Annotated in this window: 7 protein-coding genes, 1 tRNA gene and 2 rRNA genes; 3 read left to right on the top strand and 7 right to left on the bottom strand. The window is 61.7% G+C overall.

Features of this window, described 5'->3' with window-relative positions; genetic code table 11:
* The first annotated feature begins 212 nt into the window (after positions 1-212).
* From FPZ24_RS13595 to FPZ24_RS13585, 3 genes are all read left to right on the top strand, one after another.
* A 23S ribosomal RNA gene (locus FPZ24_RS13595) occupies positions 213-3,005 on the top strand.
* 164 nt (positions 3,006-3,169) lie between these two features.
* Positions 3,170-3,284, top strand: a 5S ribosomal RNA gene (gene rrf, locus FPZ24_RS13590).
* Positions 3,285-3,377: 93 nt separating this feature from the next.
* Positions 3,378-3,454, top strand: a tRNA-Met gene (locus FPZ24_RS13585).
* A gap of 503 nt (positions 3,455-3,957) precedes the next feature.
* On the opposite strand, the gene FPZ24_RS13580 is transcribed toward FPZ24_RS13585, so the two are convergent.
* The 7 genes from FPZ24_RS13580 to FPZ24_RS13550 all read right to left on the bottom strand — a co-directional run bounded on the left by FPZ24_RS13580 (position 3,958) and on the right by FPZ24_RS13550 (position 11,320).
* A complete protein-coding gene (locus FPZ24_RS13580) occupies positions 3,958-4,434 on the bottom strand; it encodes a recombinase family protein (protein WP_146572846.1) in 477 nt (158 codons plus the stop codon).
* 36 nt (positions 4,435-4,470) lie between these two features.
* Complete coding sequence (locus FPZ24_RS13575; protein ID WP_146572844.1) at positions 4,471-5,025, bottom strand: recombinase family protein; 555 nt, start codon at positions 5,023-5,025, stop codon at positions 4,471-4,473.
* A 685-nt stretch (positions 5,026-5,710) separates the two neighbouring features.
* Positions 5,711-6,463 carry a PP2C family protein-serine/threonine phosphatase gene (locus FPZ24_RS13570; protein ID WP_240047477.1) on the bottom strand — a complete coding sequence of 251 codons (753 nt, stop codon included), beginning with the start codon at positions 6,461-6,463 and terminating at the stop codon, positions 5,711-5,713.
* The gene (locus FPZ24_RS13565) at positions 6,460-7,473 is read right to left on the bottom strand and encodes a type VI secretion system-associated FHA domain protein (RefSeq protein WP_146572842.1); all 1,014 of its coding nucleotides are present in this window, start codon (positions 7,471-7,473) and stop codon (positions 6,460-6,462) included. The genes FPZ24_RS13570 and FPZ24_RS13565 overlap by 4 nt, the downstream gene beginning before the upstream one ends.
* 15 nt (positions 7,474-7,488) lie before the next feature.
* Positions 7,489-9,177, bottom strand: coding sequence for a serine/threonine-protein kinase (locus FPZ24_RS13560; RefSeq protein WP_240047476.1), 1,689 nt, complete (start codon positions 9,175-9,177; stop codon positions 7,489-7,491).
* The gene (locus FPZ24_RS13555) at positions 9,174-9,914 is read right to left on the bottom strand and encodes a LysM peptidoglycan-binding domain-containing protein (RefSeq protein WP_146572840.1); all 741 of its coding nucleotides are present in this window, start codon (positions 9,912-9,914) and stop codon (positions 9,174-9,176) included. Before FPZ24_RS13555 ends, FPZ24_RS13560 begins: the two co-directional genes overlap by 4 nt.
* The gene (locus tag FPZ24_RS13550; protein WP_240047474.1) at positions 9,911-11,320 is read right to left on the bottom strand and encodes a putative bifunctional diguanylate cyclase/phosphodiesterase; all 1,410 of its coding nucleotides are present in this window, start codon (positions 11,318-11,320) and stop codon (positions 9,911-9,913) included. The genes FPZ24_RS13555 and FPZ24_RS13550 overlap by 4 nt, the downstream gene beginning before the upstream one ends.
* Between the last annotated feature and the right edge of the window lie 318 nt (positions 11,321-11,638).

Below are 11,638 nucleotides of genomic sequence, written 5' to 3'. Positions count from 1 at the left end.
AACTTGCGGCCGGTTCAATCACTACAGGGCGGCGATTATGGCTTCGGCTGTAAGCGTACGCCCATCAATCTGGCTGAGATTATAATCATCCACACCAAGATACTGCGCTACACTGCTCTGCCGAGTTTCGTGTCGTGTGTAGTTCTCCGTCGGAGCTCGCTCCGCCGGTTGGCCTAGACCGATCCAGTGTTGTCGTTGGTGGTGTGGACTCTCAAGCGTGAGGTAAGGGCAATTCGTGGATGCCTTGGCGTATACAGGCGATGAAGGACGTGGCACGCTGCGATAAGCTGCGGTGAGGTGTGAGCAACCTTTGACCCGCAGATTTCCGAATGGGGAAACCCACCCATCCCGTTTAACTTCTCTTCGAGCTTGCTCGGAGTGAAACTAAATTGGGTGAGGTATCACTTAGCTGAATAAAATAGGCTTCGTGAAGCGAACCCGGTGAACTGAAACATCTCAGTAGCCGGAGGAAAAGACATCAACCGAGATTCCGTTAGTAGTGGCGAGCGAACGCGGACCAGGCCAGTGCCTGTAATTCAACTAGCAGAACACTTTGGAAAGAGTGGCCTTAGCGGGTGACAGCCCCGTATGCGAAAGTGATGTTACAGGACTTGAGTAGGGCGGGACACGTGTAATCCTGTCTGAATATAGGGGGACCACCCTCTAAGCCTAAATACTCGTATACGACCGATAGCGAACTAGTACCGTGAGGGAAAGGTGAAAAGCACCCCGATGAGGGGAGTGAAACAGTACCTGAAACGGATTGCCTACAAGCAGTTGGAGGGTTCTTGAGACCTGACAGCGTACCTCTTGCATAATGGGTCTGTGACTTAATGTTTCAAGCAAGCTTAAGCCGATAGGTGTAGGCGCAGCGAAAGCGAGTCTGAATAGGGCGATTTAGTTTGAAGTATTAGACCCGAAACCCGGCGATCTAGGCATGACCAGGATGAAGGTGCGGTAACACGCACTGGAGGTCCGAACCGATTAACGTTGAAAAGTTACCGGATGAGTTGTGTTTAGGGGTGAAAGGCCAATCAAGCCGGGAAATAGCTGGTTCTCCGCGAAAACTATTGAGGTAGTGCCTCGCATGTTTACCGTAGGGGGTAGAGCACTGGATGGGCTAGGGGGTCGCGAGATCTACCAAACCTAACCAAACTCCGAATACCTACGAGTATAGTGCGGGAGACAGACGGCGGGTGCTAAGGTCCGTCGTCAAAAGGGAAACAGCCCTGACCTACAGCTAAGGTCCCCAAGTCATCACTAAGTGGGAAAGCATGTGGGAATCCCAAAACAACCAGGAGGTTGGCTTAGAAGCAGCCATCCTTTAAAGAAAGCGTAACAGCTCACTGGTCTAAATAAGGGTTCCTGCGGCGAAGATGTAACGGGGCTAAAGTGATGCACCGAAGCTTAGGGTGTGCAGCAATGCACGCGGTAGCGGAGCGTTCCGTAAGCCGTTGAAGCGATCTGGTAATGGGTCGTGGAGGTATCGGAAGTGCGAATGCAGACATGAGTAGCGATAAAGAGGGTGAGATGCCCTCTCGCCGAAAGACCAAGGGTTCCTGCGCAAGGCTAATCCGCGCAGGGTGAGCCGGCCCCTAAGACGAGCCCGAAGGGGGTAGTCGATGGGAATGCGGTTAATATTCCGCAGCCTGGTGGTGTGTGACGGATGCCGTGAGTTGTATGTCCTTAACGGATTGGACATGCTTCGAAGGTGTTCCAGGAAATAGCCCCACCGTATAGACCGTACCCGAAACCGACACAGGTGGTCAGGTAGAGTATACCAAGGCGCTTGAGAGAAGTGTCCTGAAGGAACTCGGCAAATTGCCTCCGTACCTTCGGAAGAAGGAGGCCCTCACTATGCGCAAGCATTTTGAGGGGGCACAGGCCAGGGGGTAGCGACTGTTTAGCAAAAACACAGGGCTCTGCTAAGTCGGCTTCAAGACGACGTATAGGGTCTGACGCCTGCCCGGTGCCTGAAGGTTAAGTGGAGGGGTGCAAGCTCCGAAATGAAGCCCAGGTAAACGGCGGCCGTAACTATAACGGTCCTAAGGTAGCGAAATTCCTTGTCGGGTAAGTTCCGACCTGCACGAATGGCGTAACGACTTCCCCACTGTCTCCAGGACATGCTCAGCGAAATTGAATTCCCCGTGAAGATGCGGGGTACCCGCGGTTAGACGGAAAGACCCCGTGCACCTTTACTGCAGCTTCAGAGTGGCATTAGGAAAGAACTGTGTAGCATAGGTGGGAGGCTTTGAAGCATCGGCGCCAGCCGGTGTGGAGCCATAGGTGAAATACCACCCTGTTGTTTTCTGATGTCTAACCTCGATCCATGAAACTGGATCAGGGACCCTCTGTGGCGGGTAGTTTGACTGGGGCGGTCGCCTCCTAAAGAGTAACGGAGGCGTGCGAAGGTTGGCTCAGGTCGGTTGGAAACCGACCGTTAGAGTGCAATGGCATAAGCCAGCCTGACTGCGAGACTGACAAGTCGAGCAGAGACGAAAGTCGGTCATAGTGATCCGGTGGTCCCTCGTGGAAGGGCCATCGCTCAACGGATAAAAGGTACGCCGGGGATAACAGGCTGATAACCCCCAAGAGCTCATATCGACGGGGTTGTTTGGCACCTCGATGTCGGCTCATCACATCCTGGGGCTGGAGCAGGTCCCAAGGGTTTGGCTGTTCGCCAATTAAAGTGGTACGTGAGCTGGGTTCAGAACGTCGCGAGACAGTTTGGTCCCTATCTGCCGTGGGCGTCGAAATTTGAGAGGAGTTGACCCTAGTACGAGAGGACCGGGTTGAACGTACCTCTGGTGTACCTGTCGTCGTGCCAACGGCGCAGCAGGGTAGCTATGTACGGACGGGATAACCGCTGAAAGCATCTAAGCGGGAAGCCTCCCTCGAGATAAGATTTCTTAGGACGGTGGTAGACCACCACCTTGATAGATCGGATGTGGAAGCGCGGTAACGCGTGGAGCTAACCGATACTAATTGTCCTATTCGCGCTTGAGAGTTCCACCATCAATGACAGCTCTGGCTGACATTGCGGTTGGATGATTGAGTTCGACGCCAGATTTTGAATACAATACGGTCGTCAGCTGCGATGCTTCGCAAGCTGGGCGTCTAAAAGTGCACGATTTTAAGAACCGCTTCACCGCATCCGCCGGCTTCATTGCCTGGTGGCCATAGCGTCGGTGTCCCACCCGATCCCATCCCGAACTCGGCCGTGAAACCCGACTGCGCCGATGGTACTATCGCTTAAGCGATGGAAGAGTAGGTCGTCGCCAGGCATTGTAGCTGGCGGGTGTGCGCGAAGCGTTTCTTTATGAACCCATTCACATGTCGATCGTCCCATCCCCCCTCCCCGGGGCGGTCGGCGCTGGCGCGGGGTGGAGCAGCCCGGTAGCTCGTCAGGCTCATAACCTGAAGGTCACAGGTTCAAATCCTGTCCCCGCAACCAACGCTAACAGACGATCCAAATCGGCCTCGCCTCGTGCGGGGCCGTTTGCGTTTGTGAGCGAGAGGATTGCTGCTAGCCTCCCTTGCACCGATAGTTCTACGCCCATTTCGCCTTCGCGGCGTGTCGCCACGATGTTGCTCAGGATTCCCCGGATTATCTCGCGAGCCTCGCCGGCGTTGGGGTTCTCCAAGCTAACCGCTTTCGCCAAGTCGGCAATCCTCGTCCGATATTGATCGGCAATGCCGGGGTGCAGTGCGACCACGGGCTCCGCGCCAAGATCAGCCAACTCCGACTTCGACTGGTCACGCTCGGCCGCGACGCTGCGCATCCGCGCGTTCAGCTCTTGCATCGTTCCTCGACCATCCGCGATTGCGTTGACCAAACGATCGATCTGACCTTGCGCGCGTGCAAGTTTGCGTTCGAGCACGACGCGGCCGCTAAGCCGTTCGCATCGACCTTCTTGCATTGCCCGATGATATTCGTGCACGAACACCGATATCACGTCAGCGGAGCGCACCGAGCACGCGGCTTTCTAGCTGTGCGGTCGATATCGTCGCACCGTTCCGACACCCTCGGCCATTCTGGCGGCCGCTACATCCCCAACGCTCCGCGCCGATCACAGTGTAACTGCCGCCGCACTCCCCGCATGTGACCAGCCCCGAAAATAGCCGCTTGGGCCGTCGCCGCTGTTGCGGCGGAATATCGGCCAGGGTCGCAAAGGCGTTGTGGACTGTGTCCCATGCCCCCCGGTCAACGATCGCCAGAGCAGGAACCTCCGTTATCACCCAATCGTCGCGCGGGTTGAGCTTCGCCACCCGCTTACGGGTCACCGGATGCTTCTCGAATCGTTGCCGATTGTAGACGATACGGCCGATGTAGAGGTCGTTGTTGAGGATGCCTGTGCAACGGCGCCGGTTGCCCAGGATCGTGGACACGTTCCACTTTCCTCCCCTTGGGGACCGTATGCCTTCCCGGTTCAACTGCTCGACAGTTGCCTTGGGGCTGCGCCCTTGGACCTATTCAGCGAAGATCCTGCGGACTACGTTGGCCTGTTCTTGGTCGATCGCGCGCTGGCCGCGATCCGGGCGCCCTTGCGCATCGATGGCCGGAATCAGCGCGTAACCGTATGACAAGCCTCCTGGTATGCGCCCGATCGCTACGCGGCCGAGTTGGCCGCGCCGCGTCTTCTCGCCGAGTTGGCGGAGAAACAGCGCCGCCATTGTGCCGTTGAGCCCGACGTGGATTTCCCCAACCTCGCCTTCCGAAAGCGTAATCAGTTGCACGCCGGCGAACCGAAGCTGCTTGTAGATCGCCGCGATGTCCTCTTGGTCGCGGCTGATCCGATCGATTGATTCTGCAAGCACCACGTCGAAACGGTCGAGTTGCGCGAGCAACACATTGAGTCCGGGCCGATCGCGCGTGGTGCCCGACAGGGCTAAATCGGGGTATACCCCAATGACATCCCATCCCTCGCGATCCGCACGCGACTTGCACAGCCGCGCCTGATCCTCGGCTGACTTCTCAGACTGCTTGTCGGTCGAGAATCGGGCGTAGATCGCGACACGGGTCATGACGTTCCTTGGATTCGCGAGCAAGATGCTCCGCTGCTAGCGCGCGCAAGGGCACGAGCCAACTCACGGAATTCGCGCGCTTTCGACCGTCACGGGTCTGGCCGTAGATGTGCAAATTCATGCGCGGAGGAGAACAATGCCTGCGCGTTCAAAATGGCGGTGAAAGCCATTGCTCGCCTTCTAAGGGCGCACAAAAAAACCCACCGGAAATCTCCGGCGGGCTGTTTAGGACGCTAATCTGCGATCCTTCTACCTATGTCAAATGGTTCTCTAATGTCAACCTTACGAGAATCCGCGCATATTCAATAGTATAAATAGGGAGCGTATCTTGGCTACGGCGCCTTGGAACGTTATTTTGCCGGCAAAAGCTCGATACTGCGGTCCAGCGGTTCAAGGTGGCCACTTGAAGTACGGCTAAGTTCATAATCGAAAAGTTAGTCATGGGCCGCAGCGCGCCCCAGAGTCGGTCATTGGCTGGCGATTGCTGCGTCCCCGAAACCGGTCATTCTATCGGTCCGATCAAGAACGGCGGCTAATGGGTGGAAACCTGTCGCTGGTGTCCGCCCCTCACATGGCGGCTTTTGGGCCAGTAGCCGCCTGGCAGCTCCCAGTTTGATAGGTAGACCAGCGGCCGTTCAGCCCTCGAGTGGGCGTTTCAACGAAATCCCTGTTTCCTCAGCGGAGATCAGCGCGACTTCAAAGGTCGGCAATCAATCAGAATCAGTGACACGTTGTCGCTTCCATCGCGGGCCAGAGCATTGGCGAGCATCCGGTCGGCCAGTCGGTCGATAGCTTCGCTGTCGGCGTCTCCGGCGGCGAGCGAACGCGAAAGCCCGTCGGAGCACAGTAGTAACCGGTCGCCAGGCAACAAACGAATGCTGACCGTCTGCAAGCGCGGATCATCGTCGACGCCGAGCGCACGCGTCACGACGTGCGACTGAGGATGACGTTCGGCGCGATCGGGCGTCAGCAGGCCGGCATCGACCAGTTCCTGCACTACGCTGTGATCGCGGGTCAGCAGTTCGAGACCGCCGCCGCGCAGGCGATACGCGCGGCTGTCGCCCGCCCAGGCGACGTGCGCGGTACCGTCTTGGATCATCGCAGCGACCACCGTCGTACCCGCCGCCGCGCCGAACCGCTCGTTGCGCTGGCGAATGTCGCCGTTCGCCTGCCCAAGTGCGACCAGCATGTCGGTAAAGCGGATCATGCCCTCGCCCGCGGTCAGCAAACGGAGCCGGTCGATTACCGCTTGGGCGGCGAGATCGCCGCCGGCATGGCCGCCCATGCCGTCGGCGACAGCCCAGACTCCTCGATCCGGACAATCGAATACGCGATCCTCGTTGATGATGCGGACCAGCCCGACATGACTGCGCGCAACCGAGGTAATGGTCGCCGACGTCGGGGCGGCGACGAAGCGGCCGAACGACATGGCGGTCATTGCGCGATACTCGCATTGGCTTGTGCTTCGGCAGCATCGTAGGCGGTGACGAATGCGCGTTCGAGCGATCCCCCTTCGCCGTCGGCGAGCTGCTTCGTCAGGTCGGCGTGACGAATCACTATCTCCTCAGCCTGGAGCGCGCCGCGGCTCTTGAGCAGCGACACGCGCGGCTCGATTGCGGCGTCGAGCGATTTGGGGTCGAAACTGCCGATCGCAGCGCGCAGGCTCCCATGCAGTCCTGCGAAGGTCGCGATCAAATGGCGCTTGATATCGCGAAACGATGCCTGGAGCGCCGCCGGACCCGAAAGAAAGCTGCCCGACCCGGCCAGCAGCAGGTCGATCGCCAGCCGTTGCGTCGGGGCCCACTTGAAGGGGTTGTTGTTGGCGCCGCCGATGGTCGTCCGCGATAATTTATATTGCCCGCGCGCCCGATCGCGTTCGGCCATCAGATCGCCGATACCCAGCACCATCTGGCGATAGACGGCACCGGCGCGGCGCATGATCTCGGCCGGGTCCTCGCTCGACAGCAACGATGCGTCGAGTCCTGCCCCCTCGCAGAATGCTTCGAGCAGCGAGCCGTTGGCGCTCGGCAGGATGACGCAGGCGTCGCTCCAGTCGTCGGGCACCGCAGTCGAATGGCCGAGCGGCGGGGTCATCACCATCGTGCGCGCGGGATCGACCGGCTCGTCTCCGTGCGGCGCGCGGCTCGCCTTCAGCCGGAACCGGCCGAAACGCAATGTCGACGGGATCGGCATCGCGACTTCGACCGCGTCGGGGAACCGCGTGCCGGTCGCGTCGTCGAACACGCCATTGGCGCCGAGCGCGCGTAGTGTCAGCCCGCCCTCGGCGACCGCCAGCTCGCAATGCGCGCGCGATAATTCGCAATCGGGATCAGCGATCGACCAATCGGCGGCGCTGTCGCGACCGATCCTCATCAGGCCGTCGCGGAGCAGCCGGGCGTCGATCGGCTGGACCTCGTTCGCCGTGTCGAACAGCTGGAGCATGAACATCGCGCGTGTTCCTCCTCAGGCGGCCAGGCGCGACGAGATGACTGTCGCGCGGACCTGGGCTTCACCGTCATTGGTGCTGGCCGTTGCGAGCCGTGGCTCGACCGCCGCCGCCGCGCGGTTGAACGCGTCGAACGCGGCGCCGAATTCATCACGCCGATGATGCGATATCCGCAACGCGAACCCCGCCTCCGGCGCGGCGTCGAGCGCCTTGCGCAATCGCGCAAGCGGCCGCGCGACCATCGCGCCGCTGAGATAGCCGATCAATAGCACGACCAGCATTACGACGGCCGACAGGACGATCAATGACGTCAACGTACTGGACAGCGCCGCGTCGAGCGAAGCGCGTCTGACCACCAGATCGACCCGGCCGAAATCGGCGCCGGCGTAGCGGATCGGTTGCAGGAAGCGGATGCCAGTACCCTGCCCGCGATCGGCGGCGGACGCCACTTGCGCGCCGTCGCCCGACTCGATCAGGGGCTCGCCGATGGGCTGGGCATAGCGCTTGCCGACCAGGCTGGCGTCGCCCGCCGCACGGACGATCCCGCCCATGTCGACCACCACCAGATCGCGGATCGCCGGATCCTTGCCGGCGGAGACCGCGAACGCCTGCAGCGCAGACCAATCCTGCTGGTCGGCAGGCAGCCCGGCATTTTCGGCCGCCAGCACGGCCGCATTGTTGGTGACGAAGGTCGCGGTCGATTTGCCGGCCACGATCGCCATGTGCTCAAGCGTCTGACGCTCGCGGCCAAGCGCCGTGGTGACGCAGATGGCAAGCGCGATCGCGGTGACGCTGGCGAGCGCCAGCGGCAATTTGATCCGCAGCGGCAGTCCGCGCTTGCCCGCCGGCGCGTCGCCCTGCGCGGCAATCTCGCGCGCCAGCGCGGCGGCTAGCGCGTCGCCGTCGGCGAAACGCTGTTCAGGCTTTTTGGCCAACAACTTGTCGATGATGAAGCGCAGGCCCGGCGGGCAATCGCCCGCGCTGCGATCGATCGGTTCGACCTTCTCCTGCGCGATCTGGATGGCGAGCGTCGCCAGCGCCGTGCCGGGAAACGCGACCTTACCAGTGATCATTTCATACAGCACGACGCCGAGCGAGAAGAGGTCGGAGCGCTGATCGACCGGCAGACCGAGCGCCTGTTCGGGACTCATATAGCGCGGCGTGCCGATCAGCTGACCGACCTGCGTTTGCGCGAACTTGCGGTCGGCGGTCGCGGCATCCATCTCGCCGACCCGAGCGACACCGAAATCGAGCAGCTTCGCCGTCTTGCCGTCGGCCGACAGCAGGATATTCGACGGCTTTATGTCGCGGTGCACGACGCCGCAGCGATGCGCATAGGCCACCGCGGCGGCGAGTTGCGCGCCGATCGTCAACACGCGTTCGTACGGGATCCGCCCTTGTTGCTGGAGAGCGACGTCGAGCGGTTGTCCGTCGATCAGCTCCATCGCGATATAGGCCGCACCCTGCGCTTCGCCGACATCGTAGATCGTCGCGATATTGGCGTGGCTGAGCGCCCCCGCAGCGCGCGCTTCGCGCAAGAACCGACCGGCAAGTTCGGGGTCGCGCGCGAACTCCGGCTTGAGAACCTTGATCGCCACCGTCCGGCCGATATCGGGGTCGTGTGCGCGATAGACGTCGGCCATCGCGCCTTCACCCAGACGGCCGTCCATCCGGTAGCGGCCCAGCATGGCATCGGACGTCGTCACTTGCGCGCCCGTACCGTCGCGGCGATCCGCTCGGCGCGGGTCAGGTCGCGCGCGATCAGCGGATTGGACGGATCGAGCTGCTTTGCCCGGCGCAGAAGGCCGACCGCGCGATCGACCCCGCCTTGATTGAGCGCCGCCAGTCCTGCCGTCCGCAACTGGCGCGCCGCGACGGGATTGGTGCCGGGATTGGTCGCAGGCGCTGCCGGCTTGACCGCTACGACCCTGGGCTTCGGCGCCGCGGGAGCGGCGACCGGTCTGGCTGGCTCGGGTTCCGCACGCCGCACGGGTTCGGGCCGCGGCGGCTCGCCCGGAATGCGAAGCATCTGCCCCCCAGCCAGCGTCACCGGAGCCCTCAGGCCATTGTAGCGGACCAGCTGATACGCTTTGAGCCGATTGCCGAGGAAGCGCTGCGCCAGCCCCTCCATCGTATCGCCGGCTCGCACCGTGTAGGGATAGCTCTGCGGACCGAGCAGATCCTTGGGATCGCCTTTGATCGACCCGGCGAGCATCGTGGCCGTGGGATTCATCGGATCGCGCTTCAGGATCGATTTGAGCTTGCCTGCGGCGGAGCCTTCCTTGCCCTGCATGAGCAGGCCGAACGCCAGCTCGGTCTCGTTCGCCGCCGTGACCCCGGCGGTGGGCGGCGTCGGGGCGGGGTTGACTCGGCTTGGCCCGCCGCACCCCGCCAGTACCGACGCGCCCAGCCCCGCGGCGATGATCCCGATACGCATACTCATGCCCTCAACTTTTCTTCGATCTGGTCCGGCGTGACGCCGAGCCGCAACAAGTCAGTCAGTCTCGCAGTATCTCGAACGAACGCGACGAACGCGTCGTTGCTCATCGGTCGCGCGAAATAATATCCCTGGAAGTGCCGACATCCATGGCGGCGCAGCCATTCATATTCCTCTCGCCGCTCGACGCCTTCGGCAAGCACGCGAATGCCGAGACCGCGGCCGAGCGCGACGATCGACTGGCAGATCGCCTGGCTGTCCGTGCGCATATCGACGTCGGCAACGAATTCTCGATCGATCTTGATCTTGTCGAAGGCGAGCGCCCGCAGCGAGCTGAACCCCGAATAGCCGGTGCCGAAATCATCGACCGCCAGCTTCACTCCCATCGCGCGCAATTCCTGGAATATACGTCGGCAATGCTTGGCGTCGCTGGTCGCAACGCTCTCCGTCAGCTCGATCTCGAGCGCGGTGGGCCCAAGCTCGTGCCGTTCGAGCGTACGCTGGACGAGGATCGGCAAGTCGTCGCGCTCGAGCTGCAGCCCCGACACGTTCACCGCGACCCGCAACGGATCGAGCCCCTGCGCCGCCCACTGCTGCACCTCTCGCGCGGCGGCGTTCAATGCCCACATGCCGATCTCGCTCGCCATCCCCATCGCCTCGACGATCGGAATGAAGCGCGCCGGCGGGATCGCGCCGCGCTCGGCATGATCCCAGCGGATCAGCGCTTCGGCGCCGCAAACGCGTCCCGCCCCGGCATCGATCAGCGGCTGGAATTCGAGCCGCAATTCGCGCCGCGACATGGCTTGCCGTAAATCCTGTTCGAGGGCGTAGCGATCGCGCGCGAGGCCGGCATAATCGACGACCGGTTGATCTGGCGTCGCGGTCGCCCCCGTCGCGAGCGTGAACGATGCCAGCGTGCGCGCGACGAAGGCCCCGGCCTCGATCCCATCCGCCTCGTCGAACCGCGCTTGCCGGATCTTGATTTGGGGAATGATGACGGTACCGTTGTCCTCGATCTCTTCGCCGAGCGCATAGCCGATCGCATCGAGTTCGGCGTGCGCGGCCGCTTCGTCGACGTCGCCGCCGAACCACAGCCCGACATGCCCGCGATCGACCTGCGCGACGAAACGGCTCGGAGGCAGCATGCTGCGCAGCCGCGAGGTCGACGCAGCAAAAATGCGCTCACCGAGCGCTGGGTCGAACGCAGTCAAACGGTCGAAATCGGCAAAAGCGATCGCGCCGAGCAAGCCGGCGCGGTCTGCCTTCATCTGCGCGAGCAACGCCTCGCGCATCGGCAAGCCGCTGATCGGATGCGCCGTCGCTAGCCGGTGGTTGAGCGACGCGATCTGCTCTTCGATCGCGGCGACGTCGTTACCGAGCCTATGCGATGACGACATATCGCTGCTCGCCACGTCGTTCCGCTGTGCCGCAATGCTGACGTCCCGCCGCAGTCGCCAGGCCCACACAAGCAGGCCGATGGCCGTCACCCCGAACAAAGCCGCGGCACTGATATTGATTGTGGAGGCCGCGAAAACGGCGGCCGCAACTGTCGCGCACGGTAGTGCGAAGCGAATCGCGGTAGATGGCTTGATCGAGCGTTCCACACCTTCGACCTAAGTCAAAAAGGATACGACGCCGTTAAAGCAAACTTGATGCAAATCAGCATCTTGGTGTTCGTCCGCGGAGCTCCGGCGCGGTCGCGTTAAATTGGAGCCCGCCTTCACGCGGGC

The sequence above is a fragment of the Sphingomonas panacisoli genome (genome assembly GCF_007859635.1).
In the GTDB taxonomy this organism is placed as follows: domain Bacteria; phylum Pseudomonadota; class Alphaproteobacteria; order Sphingomonadales; family Sphingomonadaceae; genus Sphingomonas; species Sphingomonas panacisoli.
The sequence above is the reverse complement of the archived record's forward strand: the minus strand, read 5'-3'. Positions and strand labels throughout refer to the sequence as shown.

Excerpts from the sequence above, each read along its gene's own strand:
- FPZ24_RS13570 (WP_240047477.1), bottom strand. The coding sequence starts at position 6,463 with ATGACCGCCATGTCGTTCGGCCGCTTCGTCGCCGCCCCGACGTCGGCG.
- FPZ24_RS13575 (WP_146572844.1), bottom strand. The coding sequence starts at position 5,025 with ATGACCCGTGTCGCGATCTACGCCCGATTCTCGACCGACAAGCAGTCT.
- FPZ24_RS13555 (WP_146572840.1), bottom strand. The coding sequence starts at position 9,914 with ATGAGTATGCGTATCGGGATCATCGCCGCGGGGCTGGGCGCGTCGGTA.
- FPZ24_RS13565 (WP_146572842.1), bottom strand. The coding sequence starts at position 7,473 with ATGTTCATGCTCCAGCTGTTCGACACGGCGAACGAGGTCCAGCCGATC.